At 67.9% G+C, this 19,117-nt stretch carries 19 protein-coding genes; 10 read left to right on the forward strand and 9 right to left on the reverse strand.

Annotated elements, in window-relative coordinates; all coding sequences use genetic code 11:
* Positions 1-2: 2 nt before the first annotated feature.
* From QZM67_RS35625 to QZM67_RS35645, 5 genes are all read left to right on the forward strand, one after another.
* Positions 3-260 carry a PAAR domain-containing protein gene (locus QZM67_RS35625; protein ID WP_080741671.1) on the forward strand — a complete coding sequence of 86 codons (258 nt, stop codon included), beginning with the start codon at positions 3-5 and terminating at the stop codon, positions 258-260.
* A 787-nt stretch (positions 261-1,047) separates the two neighbouring features.
* Positions 1,048-1,551 carry a hypothetical protein gene (locus QZM67_RS35630; RefSeq protein ID WP_089449711.1) on the forward strand — a complete coding sequence of 168 codons (504 nt, stop codon included), beginning with the start codon at positions 1,048-1,050 and terminating at the stop codon, positions 1,549-1,551.
* Between the two features lie 66 nt (positions 1,552-1,617).
* A complete protein-coding gene (locus QZM67_RS35635; RefSeq protein ID WP_301810681.1) occupies positions 1,618-2,316 on the forward strand; it encodes a PspA/IM30 family protein in 699 nt (232 codons plus the stop codon).
* Positions 2,317-2,349: 33 nt separating this feature from the next.
* A complete protein-coding gene (locus QZM67_RS35640) occupies positions 2,350-3,009 on the forward strand; it encodes an OB-fold-containig protein (RefSeq protein ID WP_043185112.1) in 660 nt (219 codons plus the stop codon).
* Positions 3,010-3,102: 93 nt separating this feature from the next.
* Positions 3,103-4,911, forward strand: a complete 1,809-nt coding sequence (locus QZM67_RS35645; protein ID WP_301810683.1) for a flotillin family protein — start codon at positions 3,103-3,105, stop codon at positions 4,909-4,911.
* A gap of 190 nt (positions 4,912-5,101) precedes the next feature.
* Here the strand turns inward: QZM67_RS35645 and QZM67_RS35650 are convergent, their stop codons facing one another.
* On the reverse strand, positions 5,102-5,413 hold the full coding sequence (locus QZM67_RS35650; protein WP_043185114.1) for a hypothetical protein: 312 nt from the start codon (positions 5,411-5,413) through the stop codon (positions 5,102-5,104).
* Positions 5,414-5,536: 123 nt separating this feature from the next.
* Positions 5,537-6,205, reverse strand: coding sequence for an ABATE domain-containing protein (locus QZM67_RS35655; protein WP_301810685.1), 669 nt, complete (start codon positions 6,203-6,205; stop codon positions 5,537-5,539).
* 80 nt (positions 6,206-6,285) lie between these two features.
* On the opposite strand from QZM67_RS35655, the gene QZM67_RS35660 reads away from it, so the two are divergent.
* Positions 6,286-7,275, forward strand: a complete 990-nt coding sequence (locus tag QZM67_RS35660; protein ID WP_301810688.1) for an arginase family protein — start codon at positions 6,286-6,288, stop codon at positions 7,273-7,275.
* Between the two features lie 81 nt (positions 7,276-7,356).
* On the opposite strand, the gene QZM67_RS35665 is transcribed toward QZM67_RS35660, so the two are convergent.
* The 3 genes from QZM67_RS35665 to QZM67_RS35675 all read right to left on the reverse strand — a co-directional run bounded on the left by QZM67_RS35665 (position 7,357) and on the right by QZM67_RS35675 (position 11,280).
* Positions 7,357-8,754, reverse strand: coding sequence for an enolase C-terminal domain-like protein (locus QZM67_RS35665; RefSeq protein ID WP_301810690.1), 1,398 nt, complete (start codon positions 8,752-8,754; stop codon positions 7,357-7,359).
* Positions 8,755-8,818: 64 nt separating this feature from the next.
* Positions 8,819-10,159, reverse strand: coding sequence for an MFS transporter (locus QZM67_RS35670; protein ID WP_301810692.1), 1,341 nt, complete (start codon positions 10,157-10,159; stop codon positions 8,819-8,821).
* A 206-nt stretch (positions 10,160-10,365) separates the two neighbouring features.
* Entirely contained in the window at positions 10,366-11,280 is a 915-nt protein-coding gene (locus QZM67_RS35675) for a LysR substrate-binding domain-containing protein (RefSeq protein WP_301810734.1), read from the reverse strand.
* 100 nt (positions 11,281-11,380) lie between these two features.
* Between QZM67_RS35675 and QZM67_RS35680 the strand changes: the two genes are divergently transcribed.
* The 3 genes from QZM67_RS35680 (at position 11,381) to QZM67_RS35690 (ending at position 14,213) form a co-directional block, all read left to right on the forward strand.
* Positions 11,381-12,112 carry a glutathione S-transferase family protein gene (locus QZM67_RS35680; protein ID WP_301810695.1) on the forward strand — a complete coding sequence of 244 codons (732 nt, stop codon included), beginning with the start codon at positions 11,381-11,383 and terminating at the stop codon, positions 12,110-12,112.
* Between the two features lie 125 nt (positions 12,113-12,237).
* Positions 12,238-12,864 carry a DUF2239 family protein gene (locus QZM67_RS35685; protein WP_301810697.1) on the forward strand — a complete coding sequence of 209 codons (627 nt, stop codon included), beginning with the start codon at positions 12,238-12,240 and terminating at the stop codon, positions 12,862-12,864.
* A 17-nt stretch (positions 12,865-12,881) separates the two neighbouring features.
* Complete coding sequence (locus tag QZM67_RS35690; RefSeq protein WP_301810699.1) at positions 12,882-14,213, forward strand: carotenoid oxygenase family protein; 1,332 nt, start codon at positions 12,882-12,884, stop codon at positions 14,211-14,213.
* A 16-nt stretch (positions 14,214-14,229) separates the two neighbouring features.
* Here the strand turns inward: QZM67_RS35690 and QZM67_RS35695 are convergent, their stop codons facing one another.
* The 4 genes from QZM67_RS35695 to QZM67_RS35710 are packed head-to-tail and all read right to left on the reverse strand — an operon-like array spanning position 14,230 to position 18,487.
* Positions 14,230-15,396: an ABC transporter permease gene (locus tag QZM67_RS35695; RefSeq protein WP_043185127.1), complete on the reverse strand. Its 1,167-nt coding sequence runs from the start codon at positions 15,394-15,396 to the stop codon at positions 14,230-14,232.
* Between the two features lie 3 nt (positions 15,397-15,399).
* A complete protein-coding gene (locus QZM67_RS35700) occupies positions 15,400-16,554 on the reverse strand; it encodes an ABC transporter permease (RefSeq protein ID WP_175024244.1) in 1,155 nt (384 codons plus the stop codon).
* A 21-nt stretch (positions 16,555-16,575) separates the two neighbouring features.
* The gene (locus tag QZM67_RS35705) at positions 16,576-17,274 is read right to left on the reverse strand and encodes an ABC transporter ATP-binding protein (RefSeq protein ID WP_301810701.1); all 699 of its coding nucleotides are present in this window, start codon (positions 17,272-17,274) and stop codon (positions 16,576-16,578) included.
* A 7-nt stretch (positions 17,275-17,281) separates the two neighbouring features.
* A complete protein-coding gene (locus tag QZM67_RS35710; RefSeq protein WP_301810703.1) occupies positions 17,282-18,487 on the reverse strand; it encodes an efflux RND transporter periplasmic adaptor subunit in 1,206 nt (401 codons plus the stop codon).
* A 360-nt stretch (positions 18,488-18,847) separates the two neighbouring features.
* On the opposite strand from QZM67_RS35710, the gene QZM67_RS35715 reads away from it, so the two are divergent.
* Entirely contained in the window at positions 18,848-19,081 is a 234-nt protein-coding gene (locus QZM67_RS35715) for a hypothetical protein (RefSeq protein WP_043185133.1), read from the forward strand.
* The last annotated feature ends 36 nt before the right edge of the window (positions 19,082-19,117 follow it).

The following is a 19,117-nucleotide window of genomic DNA, read 5'->3' on the forward strand; positions in this document are numbered from 1 at the left end:
CCATGCGCGGCATTATTCGGGTAGGGGACGTGCATAGCCATGGCGGCCGTGTAGAGACCGGCGCCTCGAACAGTGAAGTCATGGGGCGAGCGGTCGCCCGTCAGGGCGATCGCTGCACGTGCCCGCTGCATGGCGAGGTCGTGATCATCGATGGCGAAGCCGGTTTCGATGTGGAGGGCGCACCCGCGTCGTTCGATGGTCATAAAACCTCGTGCGGCGCGGTGCTCATTTCATCAGTCGCCACCTCCGGTCTTTCCTGATCTGGGTGTGATGACGCATACCAATTCCCCGGAATGTCGTAGAACCGCATCGTTTGACCCGCGCTTCTCCTCCGAGTGGAGCGGATGGGAGATGTGGGGCGTTCTGCTCGACACGTCCAGTCACAGGGCGTTCCCAAGCAAAGAGACATGATCGCGGGAGTGCAGGCATCGGATGGTGCTCAACCTGGTCGCGTGGCTATTCCACTCACCCGCCCGCTATCGAGCAGGTCGGTGTTCTACGTGAAGCAACATTCGATGCAAATGGCTGCCTGAGTTGGGCCAGATACCGGTAAAAAAATGACACGATGGACAGGACTGCAAGCCTTGGCGGGAATTGCAGTTTTCGCTTTTGCGACTGCATGTTCGTCGTCAACTGCTGATGCTGCGCAGCCTGTTGCTACGTCGACATCGCTGGCGTCCGTCCAGGAGAAACCATTTCTCGCTCAGGTCGTGGGACTGGAATGGCTCAATCCCGGGATCTACCAAAAATTGCCCGTGATCGAAAGACTAGGCAAGTTTTTGATTCTTAATGAAATTTTCCCGTCGACCAAAAGGCTTTTCAAATCAGGCGGTTTGATCGGGAAGACGTTTCATCGCGAAACCTCATTCGCAATGCGAAGGTCGGGAGTTCGATCCTCCTCCGCTCCACCAACGGGATTCGAAGGGCTCGATCGCAAGGTCGAGCCCTTTTTGTTTTTGGCGCCCGGAAGCCGCGCATCTATCTCGAAATACAAACGTATACATTTGCATACGAACGCACTATGCTTTGAGTCATCGATTCGAAGGGATGGATGTCATGCAAACCGTATCGGTACGAATTCCGGAAGACGACCTCGCGTGGCTGGTCGAGCTGCAATTGCCCGACGCGACGAGTCCGAGCGACAAGATCCGCGCGCTGATCGCCGATGCGCGCCGCCGCGTCAAGGGCGCGCATGACTTCGTGCGCTGCGCCGCGCTGTTCAGGGAGCAGGTGCGGCCGGTGCTCGACGCGATCGACGCGTACGAACACGCGACGCATCACCGCTCGGAAATCGTGACGCTGCTCGCCGCGCAACTCCCCGAACTCATGGCCAGCCTCGTGACGGCGGCGCCGCCGGGCAAACCGATCGGCGAGGCGGCTGGCGAACTCGAGGCGCGGCTGACCGCGAAGAGCATGCGCGTGCTGCTCGGCCTGCTGCGCCTGGCCGTGACCGGCAACCCTCCCGCCTATCATCCTGACGTGCTCGATCCGTACGTGCACGAGGTCAAGGAGCTGGCGAGCCTCATTCAACCGGCTCAGGCCCATTCGTGAACTGCCTGCGAACCCGGCGTCAGGCGGCCGGCTGGCTCGCTTGAATCCCAGAAGGAGTGACAAGTCGTGACGACAGAACATTTCGGTATCCGAGTCAAACGGTTGATGACCGCGAACGTGCATGCGTTGATCGGTTCGCTGGAAAACCGCATGCCGCAAGCGATCCTCGAGCAATACCTGCGCGAATTCGACGACGTGATCGCGCAGTCGCGGGTGGCGCTGGGCCGGCACGAAGCGGCGCGGTACCAGGCGGCCAAGGCGATCGCGCGCATCAACAACGAGATCGAGCGACTGAACGACTTGCTGGGCACCGCGCTGGCCCGCAACGACGATGCGGCCGTGCGTGCCGGCGCGGAGCGTCAGATCGAGCTTGAGGATCAACTCGGCGTGCTCCAGCAGTCGCTTCACGACGCGAGCGAGTGCGCGCAGGCCGCCGAGGCGGACCTGCTCGGACTGCGCGCGAAACGCGCGGAGATGGAAGCGGGGCTTCGCGAACTGATCGCGGCGCGCGCGCCCGGCGACGGCGCGCGCCGGACGGAAGGGCCGGCGGGCGCGGGCGTCGACCCGAGAGCCGAGCAGCTCGAACAGGGGTTCAACCGGACGATGGCCGGTGCGACCGGGGCGGTCGGGTTGGGCACCGGTTCATCGTCGGCCGATCCATCGCTGTTGCATCGTCTGGAAACCCTGCACAAGGAACAGCGAATCGAGGAGCGCGTCGCCCGCTTGAAGTTGCAATCTGGCAAGCTGGCGGACGACATGTCTTGATGATTCGCCCCCGAACCTGAGAGCAAAACAACAATGACTTCTTCACTGATGCTGCCGGGCAATGCGCCGTTCGTCGCCGCGATCGGGCTGATGATCGTGATCGGCGTGCTGGAGTGCCTGTCGATGCTGATGGGGCTCAGCCTGACCGAGCATGCGGGCAACCTGCTGGTCCTGCACTTCGGTCTCGATCACGCGGATGGCGGGCCCGACGCCGGCGTCGTCGGCCAGTTTCTCGGCTGGCTGCACGTGGGCCGGGTGCCGCTGCTGATCCTGCTGATCCTCTTCCTGCTCGGTTTCTCGGTGGTCGGGCTCGCGTTGCAGACGTCGATGCAGGCCGTCGCAGGCGTCACGATGCCCACCGGGCTGGCCGTCGTATTGGCCGTGCTCGCGGCATTGCCGTTCGTGCGTCACACCGGCAAATTCTTCGCGCGCTTTCTCCCGCAGACCGAGACCACGGCGGTATCCGAAGCCGATTTCATCGGCCGCACCGCACGGATCGTCACCGGCGAAGCGTCGCTCGGCAATCCGGCCGAAGCGCGGCTCGTCGACGAGCACGGCCAGCAGCACTACGTCCGCGTCGAACCGGACGAGGCCGGCCGCACATTCGCGAAAGGCACGACGGTCCTGCTCGTGTCGCGCATTTCGGGTTCGCGTTACCACGCCATCGAGAATCCCAGGCCCGAATTGCTCTGAATTCCGTTTTACCAGCCCACTGCCTTTGAGAGCGGCGTGGACTGGCGCACCTTGCTGTCACCATCCGTACACAGGAGTCGAACAAACATCATGATGAATGCACTCTCATTCTGGGGCGCTGTCGCATTGGCAGTGGTGGTGGGTATCTGCGTGATCGGCATGATCTTCGCGCGTCTTTACGTGCGGGCGTCGGCGGAACGCGCCTTCGTCCGCACCGGGCTCGGCGGGCAGAAGGTGATCATGAGTGGCGGCGCGGTCGTGTTGCCGGTGTTTCACGAGGTGATCCCGATCAACATGAACACGCTGAAGCTCGAAGTGAGCCGCGCGACGCGCGACAGCCTGATCACGAAGGACCGGATGCGCGTCGACGTGGTCGTGGCGTTCTTCGTGCGGGTCGCGCCGACCGAAGAGGGCGTGTCGACTGCCGCACAGACGCTCGGCCAGCGCACGCTGGCGCCGGAAAACCTGCGCGCGCTCGTCGACGACAAGTTCGTCGATGCGCTGCGCTCGACCGCCGCGCAGATGACGATGCAGGATCTCCAGGACGCCCGCGAGAAATTCGTGCAGGGCGTGCAGAACACGGTCGCGGAAGACCTGACGAAGAACGGGCTGGAACTGGAAAGCGTGTCGCTGACCAACTTCAACCAGACGTCGAAGGAATACTTCGATCCGAACAACGCGTTCGACGCCGAAGGCCTGACCAAGCTCACGCAGGAAACCGAACGGCGCCGCAAGGAGCGTAACGAGGTCGAGCAGGATACCGAGGTGGCTGTGCGCGAGAAGAACCGCGACGCGCTGTCCCGTAAGCTCGAGATCGATCAGCAGGAATCGTTCATGAAGCTCGAGCAGGAGCAGCAGGTCAAGACGCGCACGGCCGAGCAGAACGCGCGGATCGCCACGTTCGAGGCCGAGCGTCATCAGGAGGCCGAGCAGAGCCGGATCGGCGCCGAGCGGCAGATTCAGGAATCGGAGATCCAGCGCGAGCAGGCGCTGCGCACCCGCAAGGTGGAAGCGGAGCGCGAAGTGCGCGTGAAGGAGATCGAGCAGGCGCGCGTCACGCAGATGGCGGCGATCGAGCAGGCGAAGGTGACCGAAATCGCGCAGCAGGAAAAGGCCATCGTGATCGCGGAGAAGTCCGAGGCGCAGTCCCTGGCGCAGGCGCGCGCGAGCGAGTCGCTCGCGGGTGCGGTGCGGGCCGAGCAGCAGGTCGAGACGACGCGTCGGACTGCGGAGGCCGACCGGGCCAAGCAGGTCGCGCTGATCGAGGCGGCGCAGGAGGCGGAAACGCAGGCCGTTCACATCACGACGCAGGCACGCGCGGAACGCGATGCGGCCCAGATGCAGGCGGCCGCGATGGTCGAGCTGGCCGAGGCGGCGCGCAAGAAGGGGCTCGCCGAGGCTGAAGCGCAGCGTGCGCTGAACGACGCGATCAACGCGCTGTCGTCGGACCAGACGAGCCTCAAGTTCAAGCTGGCGTTGCTGCAGGCGCTGCCGGCCGTGATCCAGCAGACGGTCGAGCCGATGAAGGCGATCGATGGCATCAAGATCATCCAGGTCGACGGTCTCAACCGTGGCGGTGCTGCCGCGGATGGCGTCGCGCCTGCCGCGAACGGCGGCAATCTGGCCGAGCAGGCGATGTCCGCGGCGCTGTCCTATCGCGCACATGCGCCGTTGATCGATTCGCTGCTCGGTGAAATCGGATTGTCCGGCGGCTCGCTGCAAGGGCTCGTGCCGGGTGTCCCGACGAATGTGTCGGCACCGGCACACGCATCGGCACCGGCGCCCGCATCGACACCGGCACCGGCACCGGCACCGGCACACGCTTCGGCATATGCACCGGCACCGGTCACCGTTCACTCGGTCGGCGGTGCATCGCCCAAAGCCGACGGCGCGGTGGCATAACGCGCGGGGTATGGGGCGCACCGGCCCGTCCCGGTTGGCGCGGGTTGGCAGCGGAGGAGCCGCGCGACGAAGCCTCGTCGCGCCTGCCTTGCGTTCCCGCTGATGCCAGACAGGCCCGATCGCACGATCGGGCCTGTTTTGTTTCAGGGCCTGCCCGCGACGGCGGCAAGGCTCATGTTCTTCGCGACAGCTAGCTCAGCAACCCGTAGGCGGCCTTGAACGTTGGCACCGACAATGCGGCGAACGCCACCATGATGGCCACCAGAATCGCGAGCCTTTTCCGCAGCAGCACGCCAATCCCGATTCCTGCCGGATAGAACACCAGCGTCAGCACGATCGTGAGCCAGAGCCATGCGTAGCCGGCGCCGCCCTCGAAGTGCGAAATGTCGCGCGTCTTCACGAGCGCGGCGTAGCCCGCGACGGTGATGCTCGCAGGCAGGCACAGCAGCGAGTAGGGAACGAGGACGATGATCTGTCGCAGGTTCGGATCGGGAGACGTCATGGCAAGCGGTTCGGATTCTGATGGACGGCGGCGAGGAACAGGTCGTCGTGTGAGCGGGACCGCCGGATTCGCGTAGCCGGCAGGATGCGGGCGTTTTCGGTGTTTGGCAACGGCCGTCCGCCGTTAGTCGGGCGTGTCGTGGCTCGCCGATCCGTCCGGCGCGCGCCGCACCGCGCGATAGTGCCGCCGCGCCTTCGCCACATTGCCGCAAGTCGCCATGTCGCACCACTTGCGGCGCCCCGTCTTCGAGCGGTCGATGAACAGCCACGCGCAATTCGAGCCCGCACACATCCGTAGCCGTCCGTCGGGCGATGCTTCAAGCAGCTTCACCGCATCGAGCGCGAGCCGGTGGACGGGCAGGTGCACGTCCGTCGGATCAGCGGGATCGTCGAATCCGATACGCCCGGCTGTTGCGATCAGCCGTCGGCCGTTCATCGCGCGCTTCCATGCCCGCTCCAGCGTTTCCAGATCCGCCGCGGCCACCGGTGCGCCGTGCGAGCGCGCACCGACGATGCCGAACAACGCTTCACGCAGGCGCTTCGCGTCGCGCAGTGCGCGCTCGGCGGTGCCCGGCGCCTCAGCCGCGCGAGCCGCGAGCTGTTCCACGTCGGGTGCGGAGCAAACCGACGATCGCGCGAGCCACGCGAGCCACGCGTCGTAATCCGGCAGCCAGTCGCGCGGGGTCTGATCGCGGCCGGTCACCGTGTTGATGAAATCGAGGACGGGATGGCCGCCGACGAAATCGCGGGCCTCGAACACGTGCGCTTCCAAAACCGGTGAAATGTGGGACATGGGCTGAATTGATGCTAACCTTTGATCATTATTTAAAAGGTTAGTACATCCGGTAACCGGTGCTTGTGCGAGGAGAGCGCATGGCGACGTCGACGGCATCACCCGGCCTGCGGGTCGACCCTTTGCAACCCGGCGGCGCCCGGCCGATAGAGCTCATCGCCGCGCCCAGCAGCCTCGGCCTGCGGCCGAACACGGCCGGTCTCGAGCCGGAGACCTGGCGCGCCCCGGACGTGCTGCTGGCGACCGGCCTCGCCGCGCGCGTCGGCGCGCGCGTGTCGCGGCTTGCGCATCCCGCCTATGCCGTTGCGCCGCAGCCCGGAACCCGTATCCGCAACGGCTTGGCGATCCGCGAGTTCTCGCTCGACCTTGCCGCGCGCGTTGCCGACGCGCGCAGGCGGCAGGCCTTTCCGATCGTGCTCGGTGGCGATTGCAGCGTCCTGCTCGGGTGCCTGCTGGGCAATCGTCGCGCGGGTGGCAACGGGCTCGTGCATGTCGACGGGCACAGCGACTTCTTCCACCCCGGCAATTACGATACCTCGACGCGGCTCGGTTCCGTGGCGGGGATGGATCTCGCGCTGTCGACCGGGCGAGGGGAGCCGCTGCTGACCGACTGGCCGGCACTCGACGGCCCGCTCGTCGACGATCTCGACGCATGCCAGGTGGGCGAGCGTGAATCCGAATCCGGCGACTTCGAGGCCACGTATGGCGATATCGCCCGCACGGCGATCTCGCGCATCACGATCCAGCAGCTGCTGGCGCGCGGGCCCGCCGCCGTCGCGGTTGAGCTGGTCGACTGGCTCGGTGCGCGGGCGCTCGGGCAGGCGTGGCTGCACGTGGATCTCGACGTACTCGATCAGTCGCAACTGCCGGCCGTCGATTCTCCCGGTTCGCCGGGGCTGGACTTCGACGGGCTCGACGCGCTGCTCGGCCCGCTCGTTGCGTCGGGGCGCGTGGCGGGGATCGACTTCACCATCTATGACCCCGGGCTCGACCCCGGTCACGTGCATGCGGATCGCATCACGCGCAGCGTCGAGCGCTGCGCTGCCGCGCTGCCCTCACGGTGCGGCTGAAGGCGGCGGCGAGCGGGGCCGGGCCGTCGCTCGACCGCATTCGGGTGCGGCGATGAACGAACGGCAACGTCCCTGTCGTCGTCACCCGCGCCCGAAACTCGGCCGCTTCGGATCGTACGTCCACCCCGGCACGAGATAGCGCATCGCGGCCGCATCGTCGCGCGCGGTGCCGCCAACCTGCCGGTACAGCGCATGCGCAGCCTCGACCTGCGCCATGTCGAGGTCGATCCCGAGCCCCGGCCGCTCCGGCACGGCCACCTTGCCACCGACGATCTTCAGTGGCTCGCGCGTGAGCCGCGCATCGCCTTCCTGCCAGATCCAGTGCGTGTCGATTGCCGTGATCGCGCCGGGCGCGGCCGCCGCCGCATGCGTGAACATCGCGAGCGACACGTCGAAGTGGTTGTTCGAGTGCGAGCCCCACGTGAGCCCCCAGTCGCGGCACAGCTGCGCGAGCCGCACCGAGCCCTGCATCGTCCAGAAATGCGGGTCGGCGAGCGGGATGTCGACCGCCTGCAGCCGCACCGCGTGATCCATCTGCCGCCAGTCGGTCGCGATCATGTTGGTTGCGGTCGGGATTCCCGTCGCGCGGCGGAATTCGGCCATCACCTCGCGGCCCGAATAGCCGCCTTCCGGCCCGCACGGATCTTCCGCATACGCGAGCAGGTGGCCTTGCCCACGGCACAGCGCGACGGCCTCGTCGAGCGACCACGCGCCGTTCGGGTCGAGCGTGGCGCGCGCGTCGGGGAAGCGCGCCTTGATCGCGGCGATCGCCTCCATCTCGTCGGCGCCGGCCATCACGCCGCCCTTCAGCTTGAAATCGGCGAAACCGTAGCGCTCGACCGCGGCTTCGGCCTGCCGCGCGATCGCGGCCGGCGTGAGCGCTTCCTCGTTGCGCAGCCGGAACCACGCGTCCGACGCGTGCGTCTCGTCGCGATACGGCAGGTCGGTGCGGCGCCGGTCGCCGACGTAGAACAGATAAGCGAGCATCGGCACCGCGTCGCGCTGCTGGCCTTCGCCAAGCAGCGCCGCGACCGGCACGTCGAGATGCTGGCCGAGCAGGTCGAGCAGCGCCGCCTCGATCGCGGTGATCACGTTGTCGAGCCGCAGGTTGATCTCGTGTGGCTGGCGCAGCACGGCCGCTTCGCCGGCCGACGTCACCTCGTGCCGGATCGTGCGGCCCGCACCCGCGTCCGCGCCGGACAACGCCGCGCGCACCGCGTTGAGCGTCGCCTGATAGCGTCCGATCGACTGGCCAACCACGCGATCCGTCATGCGCTCGAGCGCGTGGCGGATCCCTTCGCCGCCCGGCACTTCACCGACGCCCGTGTGTCCGCTGCTGTCGTCGAGGATCACGAGGTTGCGCGTGAAGTACGGCGCGTGCGCGCCGCACAGGTTGAGCAGCATGCTGTCGCGGCCGGCGACGGGGATCACCTGCATGCGCGTGACGCGCGGGGTGCCGGCACGGCTTGATTCGGACATCGGTTCGCTCCTGGTTCCGGTAGTACGCGCGGGCCGCCGGCCAGGCCGGAGCGGCCCGCGCCGGTCATTGAAGCTCGACGCGGCGGATCTCGCCGACGACGAACAGGTAGCAGATCACGGCGACGAGCGCGTGCGCGACGACATAGACCAGCGCGCCGTTGAACGAGCCGCTGCGGTCGACGATGTAGCCGATCGCGATCGGCGTCGTGATGCTGGAGAGGTTGCCGCACGTGTTGAGCAGCGCACCGCTCAGGCCCGCAATCTGGCGCGGCGCGGTGTCGGCGTTGACGGCCCAGCCGAGTGCGCCGAGCCCCTTGCCGAAGAACGACAGCGCCATGAACAGCACGACGAGCACGTGCGAATCGGTGTAGTTGCAGACGATCATCGACATCGACAGCAGCATGCCGAACACGATCGGCACCTTGCGCGCGACCGACAGCGAGCGGCCCTGCTTGAGCAGCCCGTCGGACACGATGCCGCCGAGAATCCCGCCGAGGAACCCGCACACGGCCGGGATCGACGCGACGAGCCCCGCGTTGAGGATCGACATCCCGCGCGCCTGCACGAGATAGACGGGAAACCACGTGATGAAGAAATAGGTGAGCGCGTTGATGCAGTACTGCGCGACGTACACGCCGATCAGCATCCGGCTCTTCAGCAGCGCCTTCACGTGGCGCATCGACGGGCCGCCGTCGCGTCCACCCGTCGCCTGGTCGATGTTGACGAGCGCGCCGCCTTCGGCGAGATAGTCGAGTTCCGCGCGGTTGATGTTCGGGTGGTCTTTCGGGTCGTACATCGTGCGGTTCCACACCAGGACGAACGCGAAGCCAAGCACGCCCATCACCACGAACACCGACTGCCAGCCGAACGCATGCACGAGCCAGCCCATCAACGGCGCGAACAAGACGGTCGCCGCGTACTGCGCGGCGTTGAAGATCGCCGACGCGGTGCCGCGCTCGGCGGCCGGGAACCACGCGGACACGATCCGGCTGTTGGCCGGGAACGACGGCGCCTCGGCCGCGCCGACCAGGAACCGCAGCCCGAACAGCAGCGCGAACGCGGCCGCGCCGCCGAAGAAGCCGATCGAGCCCTGCAGCAGTGTGAACAGCGACCAGAAGAAGATGCTGAACGCGTAGACGATGCGTGACCCGTAGCGGTCGAGCAGCCAGCCGCCCGGCAGTTGGGCGACCACGTACGACCAGCCGAACGCGGAGAAGATGAAGCCGATCTGCACGTGGCTCAGGTGCAGTGCGCGGGCAAGGCTCGGACCCGCGATCGCGATTGCCGCGCGATCTGCATAGTTGATCGTCGTGACCGCGAACAGGACGGTCAGCACCAGCCAGCGCACGCGCGTGCGCCGGGCCGTTGCCGAAGCGGACGCCGGCAGCGCTTGAAGCGGATTCATGACTGTCTCCTCCGAAGGGCGGAAGGTGCCGTCGTGCGGCAGGCGCGTCAGTGCGCGCCATTCGTGTGGGTGCTCCCGGCCGGAGGCCGGACGCCGCTGCTGGAGGGCAGGGCGTCCGGGCCATTCTGTCATGTCGAAATTTGCGCCTTCATGCCAATTGCTGACTTGATCGATTCATGATTTGAATCGATCGGTCGGGCGATCGCTCAGGCACGTGCGTCGTCCGCAGGGGTGCCGTGATGGCGCGCCACGTGCTGCGCGAGAAACTCGACGGCGGCGCGCACGCCGGGCAACTGGCCGCGCCGGTGCGGCATCAGCAGCGTCGTCGTGACGGTGCCGGCGCACCAGCCGGGCAACACACGTACGAGGGCGCCGGACGCGAGCGCGGCGCCGGCGATCCAGTCGGGCAGGCACGCGATGCCGAGGCCGGCCGTCGCCGCCTGTAGCAGCAGCGTCGATTCGTCGGCCTGCAGGCGCAGGCGCGGCGTCACGTCGACGGTGTCGCCGCCGCGTTGCAGCCGCCACGGCTGCTGGCCCGGTTGCAGCCCGTCATGCTGCGCGAGATCGGCCGGCGCGTCCGGCGTGCCGGCACGCGCGAGATAGGCCGGTGACGCCACGGCGATAATCGGCGATGCCGCGAGCGGCCGTTGCACGAGCGCGGAATCGGGCAGCGGCGCGAAATGGCTGCGCACCGCGATGTCGAAGCCTTCCTGCGCGATGTCGACGAGGCGGTCGCTCGCGTGAATCTGCAGCAGCAGCTTCGGGTGCGCGATCGCCAGCGCCGGCAGGCAGGGCGCGAGGATGTGCTGCGCGACCGGCACCGAGCTCGTGATCCGCACGACGCCGGCCGGCTCGGCGGCTTGCCGCAGCACCGCGTCGCGCGCGCTTTCGGCCTCGATCACGGCCGCGCGGGCATGCTCGAAGAATTCGGTGCCGACCGGCGTGAGCCGGAAGCTGCGCGACGTGCGATGCACGAGCCGCGCGCCGAGCGTGCGCTCGAGCTCGGCAACGCGTTTGCTGACCGTCGATTTCGGCAGGTCGAGCCGGCGCGCGGCGGCCGACATGCTGCCGGCGTCGACCGCCTGCACGAACAGGTATAGGTCGTTCAGGTTCACTTCCAGCGTCCATATGGAGAAACGACGGGTTTCGATTTTAGCGGCTACTGCGCCATCGTTCGCCGTGGGAGCATGACCGCTCGTTCAACTTCTGCGGAATCTCCCGATGTCTCCCATCCTTCTCTACGGCATTCCCGCCGGCTGCTCGTTCGGTTCGATCGTTGCGCTCGAATGGATCGGCCGCCCGTACCGGCTGTCGCGCATCTCGATGCCGGGCGCCGTGACGAGCGACGCGTTCCTCGCGCTGAACCCCGTCGCCGAGACCCCGGCGTTCGTGACCGCGAACGGCGACGTGCTGACCGAAAGCCTCGCGATCCTCGGCCACATCGGTGCGCAGGCGCTCGACAGCGGCCTCGCGTTCCGCCAGGGCAGCGCGGATTTCGACCGGCTGAACCGGATGCTCGCGTGGCTGAACACGACGTTCTTCAACGCGTTCGGTGCGCTCTGGTACGTGTACGAACACGACTCCGCGGGCGCCGAGAAAGCGGCGTTGCAGGCGTACGGCCGCGGCAAGGTGCTGAAGGCGCACCGGCAGCTCGAGGCGATGCTCGAGCGCGGTGACGGCCCGTGGCTGCTGGGCGCACAGCGCACGCTGGCCGACGCGTACTTCGCCGGGATTGCGCGCTGGGCCGACTATCACGCGGTGTTCGAGCCCGAAGCGTTCCCGCGCATCGCCGCACTGCGCGCGCGGCTCGCCGACGATGCAGGCGTGCGGTTCGCGCAGGCGATCGAGGAAAACCTGCCGCTGCCGGCGTCGTCGTCGTTCGATGGGCATGTGTCGCTCGACGACGCGCTGGCAAGCGCACGCGGCATCGCGATGCCGGCCAGGGCGATCTGACCGGCGTCGTGCTCGCCCGAAGGATGGATCGCCCCGATGACAATTTTTACCCGGATAATATTGACATCCAATTTATACCCGGATAAAAATAGCGTCATTCCGATTCCAGCCTGCGGGCGACCATGATGACCACCACCACACTGCTTCCTTCCTATACGGCGTTCGACGGCCACCGGCGGCTCGCGTCGGGCCCGCTCGCGACGGTCGCGCTTGCGGTCCGGCAGGCGGCCGGCGATGCGATGACCGGCACGATCCTGATCTTCGACGATGCGACGGGCCGCTCGATCGACCTCGACCTGCGCGGCACGGCGGACGAGATCCGCGCGCGCTACGCGCCGCCGTCGGGCGATGCCCCCGGCGGCGCCGGCGAGCCGGCCGGCGCGGGCGAACAGCGCGGCCGCGGCCGGCCGAAGCTCGGCGTCGTGTCGCGCGAGGTCACGCTGCTGCCGCGTCACTGGGATTGGCTGGCCGCGCAGCCGGGCGGTGCGTCCGTCGCGTTGCGCAAGCTCGTCGAGGACGCACGGCGCACGCATGCGGCGGCCGATCGTCTCCGCGATGCGCAGGCGCGCGCGTACCACTTCATGTCGGCGATGGCGGGCGACCTGCCCGGTTTCGAGGAGGCCGCGCGCGCGCTGTATGCAAACGACCCGGCGCGGCTCGCCGAGCTGATCGCCGGCTGGCCGGACGATGTGCGCGACCACGCGCTCGCACTGGCGCGCGGCGAGCTGCCGCCGTCCACCGAAGACTGCTGAACGGAGTATTTGACGCAATGACCGTATTCGATCTGAACAGTGGCGCGATCGCGCCGGTCGCCGACGAGGTCGATCTCGTCGACCTGCGCGTGACCGGCGCCATCCCGCACGAACTTGCCGGCACGCTGCTGCGCAACGGCCCGAATCCGCCGGGCGGCCGCTTCGAAGGGAACGACGTGCTGTCGTGGTGGCCGGAAGCGGCGATGCTGCATGCGATCGCGTTCGACAACGGCCGCGCGACCGGCTACCGGAACCGCTGGGCACGTACGCAGCGCTGGGCCGCCGTGCATGCGCCCGCAGCGGCGCCGCAACTGCCCGACACCAATCCGAACGTGAGCGTGCTGCAGCATGCGGGCGAATTGCTCGCGCTGTCGGAGGGCGGCGCGCCGTTTGCGATCACGGCCGCGCTCGATTCGCTCGGCGTGCCGGCGCGGCACGCTGGCTTCGGTGGCGGGATGACCGCGCATCCGAAGGTCGATCCGGTCACGGGCGAGCTGATCGCGTTCCGCGCGGACTGGCGCGCACCGTGGCTGCGCTACGGCGTGGCTGACGCGCAGGGCGTGCAGCGCGTCGATATCGAGATCGAGCTGAGTGCGCCGTCGATGATGCACGACCTCGCGATCACCGAAACCCGTAGCCTGCTGCTCGACCTGAACGTCGGCTACGACTTCTCGCTGCTGAAGCAGGGCCACCGGATGCCGCTGCGCTGGCACGACGACCGGCCCGCGCGTATCGGCGTGCTCCCGCGCCACGGCGGCGCGGTGCGCTGGTTCGGTGTCGAGCCGTGCTTCATCTTGCACGTCGTGAACGCGTACGACTGCGATGCGTCCTGCATCGTGCTCGATGCGGTGCGCTATCCGTCGTTCCTGCGGCTCGATGCAGCCACGGGCCGCTTCGCGGACAACCCGGTCGGCGAGCTGTGGCGCTACGTGATCGATACGGCGAACGGGCTGATCGACGAAGGGCCGCTCGCCGACGGCGGCATCGAGATGCCGCGCATCAACGAAAGCCGGACGGGGCGCGGCTACCGCTACCTGTATGCGCTCGAGCAGCCGAACAACGCGGAAATGCGCGGCGTGATGCGCTTCGACCACGCGAGCGGCACGACGACGCGCTACGCGGTGCCGCCCGGCGACCAGAACAGCGAGCCGGTGTTCGTGCCGCGCCCGGGCGGCGTCGACGAGGACGACGGCTGGCTGCTGGTGATGGTCTACCGCGCGGCGACGGATATGAGCGACGTGGTGATCCTCGATGCGCGCGCGATCGACGCGGGGCCGGTCGCGACCGTGCACCTGCCGCGCCGTGTGCCGGCCGGGTTCCACGGCGCATGGGTGCCGCGCGAACGCTGAACGGCGGGGCCGCGCGTCACTGCGCGCGCAGCGCGTCGACAATCTTCAGGCGCGCGGCGCGCATTGCCGGTAGGAACCCGCCGACGAGCCCCATCACGAGCGAGAACAGCAGCGTCTTCACGACGATCGCGGGCGTCAGCACGAAGCGGAACGACAGGTCCGAGAAGGTCTGGAAGTTGGTCGTCGAGAACGATGCGAACTGCATCAGCGACGCGCACGCGAGCCCCGCGACGCCGCCGACGAAGCCGAGCAGCAGCGCTTCCAGCAGGAACGCGGCGAGCACGTTCGTGCGCTTGAAGCCGAGCGCGCGCAGCGTGCCGATCTCGGCGACGCGGTTCGCGACCGACGCATACATCGTGATCATCGCGCCGATCATCGCGGCGATCGAGAAGATCGTCGACAGCGTGATGCCGAGGATGTTGATGAACTTCGACAGCGCTTTCGACTGGTCGCCGTAGAAGGTCTGTTCGCGTTTCGCCTCGTCGGTGAGGCGCGGATCGACGTCGATGTCGGCCTTGAAGCGTGCGAAGCCGTCGGCGCTCGGGATACGCAGCACCATCGACGAATAGCTGGTGCGCCGGAACGACTGCATCAGTTGGTCGACGTCGCCCCAGATCTCCGAATCGAAGCCGCTGCCGCCCGCGTCGAAGATGCCGACGATGGTCCAGTCGCGCTGCGCGAAATGCAGGCTGTCGCCGAGCTGCGTGCCGCTGAACCCTTTCGCGATCGCGCTGCCGACGATGATTTCCGACGAGCCGGGCGTGAACAGGCGGCCGGCGGTGAGTTTCACGTGCGGACGCAGCGCGAGGCCGGCCGGCGATACGCCGCGGATCACGACGTTCGACGGCTTGCCGGTCGACGTCTTCACCAGCGAGATCAGCACGACCGCTTCCTTCGACACGAGCGGCCGGCCGTCGGGGCCGAGCGCGACGGCCGGATGCATCTCGAGCGCGTTGGCCTGCTGGTGGTCGATCGAACTCTGGATCTCGGTTTCGGCGCCCTTGCGGATCACCACCGCGTTGTCGGGTTCGCCGGTCGACACGAGCGTCTTCGTGAGCCCCGCGTCGAGCATCTGCACCGTCGCGAACACGAAGATCACGAGCGCCATCCCGCCGGCGGTCAGCGCGGTGGTGAGCCGCCGGGTCCACAGGTTGCGCGCGATGTAGTTGAGCGGGATCGCCATGGTCTAGCCGATCGCCCGCAGGCCTTCGACGACCCGCACGCGCGCCGCCTGCCACGCCGGCACGATCGCCGCCGCGAAGCCGACCGCGACCGAGCACGCGGCCTGCAGCATGACCGTTTCGGTCGACACCTTGAACACCGGGAAGATGCCGCCGGCCGCCTGCTTGAACAGGCTGGCGGCGGGCGGCGTCGCGAGGATCCCGAGCCCGCCGCCGGCCACTGCGATCACGACCGATTCGCCGAACACGATCAGCGCGAGGAACCCGGGGCCGAAGCCGAGCGCCTTCAGCGTTGCGTATTCGGCCGTGCGTTCGCGCGCGCTCATCGCCATCGCGTTGGCCATCACGGCCATGATGATCAGGATCACGACGTACGACACGAGACGGATCGCCGCGATGATCTGGTTCGACATCGCAACGAAGCCGAGCTGGAACGCCTGCTCGGTCTCGGTCAGCGTTTCGGCGAGCGAGTTCTTGAACACCGCGTCGACGTTGCGCGCGATCGATGCGCCGTCGTCGGGGTTCGCGACGCCGAGCACGAATACGCCGACCTGGTCGGCCTGCTTCGGCGTGCGCTGGCGCACCGTCTCGTTCAGGTAGTCCCAGTGGAACACCAGCTGGCGTGTGATCGTCGAGTCGTCGCGACCGTCGAGGATCCCGCGCACGACGAAATCCCACGTGCCGGGATAGATCGTGCCCTTGAGCGGGATCACGTCGCCGATCTTGAAGCCGAATTGCGTGGCGAGCTGGCGGCCGACGAGGCAGCCGCGGCGGTCGCGGTTGTAGTCGGCGCGCTGCTGCGCCGGGATGATGAATTCCGGATACAGGTCGAGATAGTTGTCCGACACCGCGAAGCTCGCGAAGAAGTTCTTCGGGTCGCGGTAGATGCCGCCGAACCAGTTCGAGCGGACCACGGCCGTCACGCCGTCGACGCCTCGGATCCGGTTCTCGTAGCTCACGGGCAGCGGAAACACGAGCGAGATCGCGTTGCGCGTGACGAGCCGCCCGCTGGACGCGGCTGCCGCGCCCGCGTACCACGCGTCGACCACGGTGTGCAGCAGCCCGAACGCCAGTACCGCGATGGTCAGCCCGAGCACGGTCAGCAGCGTGCGCAGCCGGTGCCGCAGCGCATTGCGCGCGATCAGCTTCAGCACGTACATCGCGCGCGCTCCCGCAGCCGGTCAGCCGGCGTGCCCATCGATCAGTTCCCCTTTTTCCAGATGCACGAGCGCGCGCGCGGCGCCGGCCGCGTGCGCGTCGTGGGTCACCATGATGATCGTCTTGCCGAGCTCGGCGTTCATCCGCTGCAGCATCGCGAGCACGTCGGTGGCCGACGCGCGGTCGAGGTCGCCGGTCGGCTCGTCGGCGACGATCAGCACCGGATCGGTGATCAGCGCGCGCGCGATCGCGACGCGCTGCTGCTGGCCGCCCGACAGCTCGGACGGGTAGTGGCTCGTCCGGTCGCCGAGGTTCACCATGTCCAGCACGAGTTCGACGCGCTCGCGCCGCTCGCGGCGCGACAGGTGCGTGAGCATCAGCGGCAGCTCGACGTTCTCGAACGCGGTGAGCACCGGCATCAGGTTGTAGAACTGGAAGATGAAGCCGACGTTCGCCGCGCGCCATTCGGCCAACTGCGCCTCCGCGAGCAGCGAGATGTCGAGTCCGCCCACGCGCAGCTCGCCGCTGTCGGGCCGGTCGATGCCGGCCACCAGGTTGAGCAGCGTGCTCTTGCCGGAGCCGGACGGCCCCATCAGTGCGACGAAGTCGCCTTCGCCGATGTCGAGCGTGATGTCGGTCAGCACGGGCACGATCTGGTTGCCGCGCCGGTACGACTTCGCGACGTGGCTGAGCTCGACGAGGGGCGGCGGAGCGTCGTTCACGCGTGCGCTACTTCTTCGCGACGGTCACTTTCGCGCCGTCCTTCAGCTTCGCGCCCGGCGCGAGCACGACCGAGTCGCCGGGCTTCACGCCGCGGATCGCGACGAGTTCGCCGATCCGCAGGCCGGCCGTCACGGCCGTCGCGTGCACGGTGTCGTCCTTCACGACGAACACGACCGGCCGGCCGTCGCGCTCGACGACCGCGCTCGCCTGCACGGCCGTCACGGGCTGCCGGTCCTGCACGGACACGGGCTTCGACAGGAACGCGATCTTCGCGCTCATGTCGGGCAGCACGCGGTCGTCGCGGTCGACGAAGCGCACCTTCACGAGCACGGTGGCCTTCGAGCGATCGACGGTCGGCACGATGCGCGACACGCGGCCCGCGAAGCGCGTGTCGGGCAGTGCGTCGAGCTGGATCTCGCACGGCTGCTCGGCGCGGATCTTCGCGATATTCGATTCGGCGACGTCGGCCTCGACCTCGAGCGTGTCCATGTCGGCGATCGTCACGACGGCGCCCTTGCTGTCCGACGCGGACGAGAATGGCGTGATGTTGTCGCCGACGTTCGCGTGCTTCGCGAGCACGATGCCGTCGAACGGCGCGCGGATCACCGTCTGGTCGACCGCGACCTGCGCGGCCTGCGCGTTGGCCTCGGCGGACGCGATCGCGGCCTGGTCGCTGTTGACCGACGCGCGCGCCTTGTTCACGCGGGCCGTGTCGGTGTCGAGCTGCGCGGCCGGCACGGCGCCCTTCGGCGCGAGTACCGAGGTGCGGCGTAACGCGATCTCGGCGTCCTTCAGTTCGGCCTGCTCGACGCCGAGGTTGGCACGGGCGACCTTCACCTGCGCGAGCGCCTGCGCCAGCGAGGCCTCGACGTCGCGGCTTTCGAGGCGCGCGATGATCTCGTCCTTCTTCACGCGCGTGCCTTCGAGCACGCCGAGCCATTCGACGCGCCCCTGGCCCTTCGACGCGACCGCGGCCTTGCGCTGCGGCACGACGTAGCCGGTCGCATTGAGTTGCGTGTCGTTCTGGTACGGGTAGGCGGACGTGACGGTCGTGGTTTCGACCGCCGGCCGGCCGGTCAGCGCGAGGCCGGCGGCGATCGCGACGATGACGACCGCGGCGGCGACCGCATAGCGCAGCCACCGGCGCCGGCGGGGCGCCGGTGCGAGCGGACGCCGGTCGATCTTCAGTTTGTCCAGATTGTGATCGGGCAATTTGAGCGCCTCGAGACGGCGGCGGTGTGGTGACCGGCCGCGATCCGGTTTCCGGGGAAAGGGACGGATGGACGCCAGTATAAGCGCCGCCCCGATGGCGTGCGAGCAGGTTTGCGGCGCCGCCGCGGCGGCGGCCGGACCGGTCGCCGGCACGGGAACACGCGTGCGCCCCCGGGGAAACCCGAGGGGCGCAAGCAACGTGTCAACTTGCCGCGAACGCGGTGCGTTATGGAACCAGTGCGTCAGGTTTTGTCGCGACGGAACGGCGAAAGCCGGCCTCGCGGCCTGGGGCTCCGATGCGAATGCCTCGCATCTTTACTGACCGGTACGTTTGATTTTTTCTCCGCTAAAGGAAGAACAATGAAGAAGACGCTCGCTTCGATCATCGCCGCAGCATTCGCACTCGCATCGGTTTCGGCATTCGCACAGGCGTCCGCGCCGGCAGCCGACACGTCGGCAGCAGCGCCGGCACCGGCCAAGAAGGATCACAGCAAGCCGAAGCACCAGCTGAAGCACCACGGTTCGGCCAAGGGCAAGGCGAAGGCCGCCGCCGCATCGGCAGCCGGCACGAACGACGCAGGCGCAGCAAACTAAGCGCTTCGCCCGGGGCCGGCACCGCCGGCCGCCAGT

Origin of the sequence: Burkholderia sp. AU45251 (assembly GCF_030482905.1) — a bacterium.
In the GTDB taxonomy this organism is placed as follows: domain Bacteria; phylum Pseudomonadota; class Gammaproteobacteria; order Burkholderiales; family Burkholderiaceae; genus Burkholderia; species Burkholderia aenigmatica.